The 1,848-nt window shown below is 69.2% G+C and carries 3 protein-coding genes and 1 pseudogene; 1 reads left to right on the forward strand and 3 read right to left on the reverse strand.

Translation table 11 applies throughout. The features are described from left to right. Positions 1-55: 55 nt before the first annotated feature. Complete coding sequence (locus tag AC1DYI_RS34320) at positions 56-325, forward strand: hypothetical protein (RefSeq protein WP_477208578.1); 270 nt, start codon at positions 56-58, stop codon at positions 323-325. Between the two features lie 66 nt (positions 326-391). Here AC1DYI_RS34320 and AC1DYI_RS34325 read toward each other — a convergent pair. From AC1DYI_RS34325 to AC1DYI_RS34335, 3 genes and pseudogenes are all read right to left on the reverse strand, one after another. After that, positions 392-1,042: pseudogene (locus AC1DYI_RS34325) on the reverse strand (beta-ketoacyl synthase N-terminal-like domain-containing protein); the annotation flags it as partial. Beyond that, entirely contained in the window at positions 945-1,217 is a 273-nt protein-coding gene (locus tag AC1DYI_RS34330) for an acyl carrier protein (protein ID WP_477208576.1), read from the reverse strand. The gene AC1DYI_RS34330 and the pseudogene AC1DYI_RS34325, both read right to left, overlap by 98 nt. Beyond that, the coding region (locus AC1DYI_RS34335; protein WP_477208577.1) for an ABC transporter permease at positions 1,214-1,848 on the reverse strand (635 nt) is incomplete at its 5' end. The genes AC1DYI_RS34330 and AC1DYI_RS34335, both read right to left, overlap by 4 nt.

The following is a 1,848-nucleotide window of genomic DNA, read 5'->3' on the forward strand; positions in this document are numbered from 1 at the left end:
CCGTGAGGCCTTGCGGCGCAGTGGCGTCGAGACGAACGAGGTCGGCCTGGTCAAGTTGCAGGCTGCGGGCAGCCCGGCCAACGACGCGACCGAGATCCAGGCGCTGCACCGCTTGTTCGGCGTGCAGATGCCGCCCTTGATGAGCCTGAAAGGAGCGATCGGCCACGCGCTGGGCGCTGCCGGGTTGGCCGAAGTGGCGCTGCTGACGGGCTGTCTCGAAAGCGGGGCCTGGCCCCGGGTGGACGGCGAAGTCGACCCTGCGTTCGGCGCCACCAGCGTCGCGGCCATCAACCCGGTTGGCCCCACCAGCCAGCCGCCAGCGTGACGGGCGGCTGGTCAGATGAAGTGCAGCGACAGCCTCCCCCAGCACCATGCCGTCGCGCGCCAAGCCCATCGGCCGGGCGCGGGTTGGCGACAACAGCTGCATGCCGAGAAAGCCGCCCGGCGTGACCCGGCTGCGCAGTTCGATCCCCAACACCAACGCCTCAGAGACCAGTCCCTGGCTCATCGCCGCCTGGGCGCACAACATCGCATTCAGCCCAGACGTGCAGGCGGTGCTCACACTGTAGACCGGCCCTTGCCAGTCCAGCCAGGTAGACACGCTCTGCGCGAAGTCATCGAAACTGCCGTCGAACTGGCCGCTGTCTTCACGCGCGCCGATGTCCAGCGACGACGAGGCGATGAACAAGGCACCGCGACGGTCGCCGGCCAGCGCCCCGCTTTCGCTGGCGACCTGCAGAACCCAGCGTTGCGCGCGCTCGTTCCACGGCGTCTGGGTGTCGTTGTCGAGCGAGAAATAAGGGCAGCCGAACCCACCGGCCAGGCTGAGCCAACCCGGCGCTACCCCGCCCTCGGCCAAGGCCGCGAGGGCCGCTTCCAGCGTCGGCGCAAGACCGCAGGCAAGACCACGGCCAGTGACGTACACCGGCGCGCTCACCGCTTCATCACCGCTTGGTGGCCATCTGTGCGGCCAGGTAGTTGGCCAGTTGCGCGATCGAGGCGAGCGCGCGGCGGGTTTCCTTGCTGTCGGCCATGCGCACACCGAAGCGGGCCTGAATCGCCATCGAGACCTGCAGCGCGTCGAGCGAGTCCAGGTCCAGCCGCGCGTCGGGGCCGAACAGCGGTTCGTCGTCGGACAGGCCGCCAGCCGGTGCCTGCTTTTCTGCGGCCTCGAGCACGAGGGTCTTCAGTTCTGCGGCCAGTTCGATCGGTGTCATCTTGCGCGGGGGTGGATCAGGACAACGGCCAGCGCAAACATCAGCGCGGCGAAAACGAGCAGCGGCCAAGTCAGCCGCGCGACAGCGGCGACGTCGCCGCCGCGCATCAGGACCTGAAGCAGCGCCTCAAGGCCCCAGTTCATCGGCGAACATTCGGCCAGGCGCTGCATGAAGGCCGGCATCACGAACTTGGGCACCATGATGCCGCCGATGGCCGCCATCAGGATGTTGGCGATCGGCCCGACGGCGCTGGCTTGCGCGTGGGTTCGCACTGCACCGGCCAGGGCCAAACCCATGCCGACGGCGGCGAGGCTGACGGCGCCGATGGCCACCAGCAGCGCGCCCCAATCGATGCCGGCCAGCGACAGCCCTTCACCGCCGAGCAGCGGCATCAGCCACACGCCCACGGCTAGCATCAGCGCGGCTTGCAGCAGGTTCACCGCGAGGTACGGCCAGGTCTTGGACAGCAGCAGCGCCCAGGTCGGCACGCCCAGGCTGCGCAGCCGCGCGAGCGTGCCGCTGGCGCGTTCCTGCACGAGCAGGTTGGCCAGCGAGGCAACGACGAAGAACATGCCGAACACCAACCAGGCCGGCACGTTCTGCTGCACGGCGCTGGGGCGAGGCCCTTGGG

It is taken from the genome of Ideonella sp. P3_A4 (assembly GCF_056403075.1).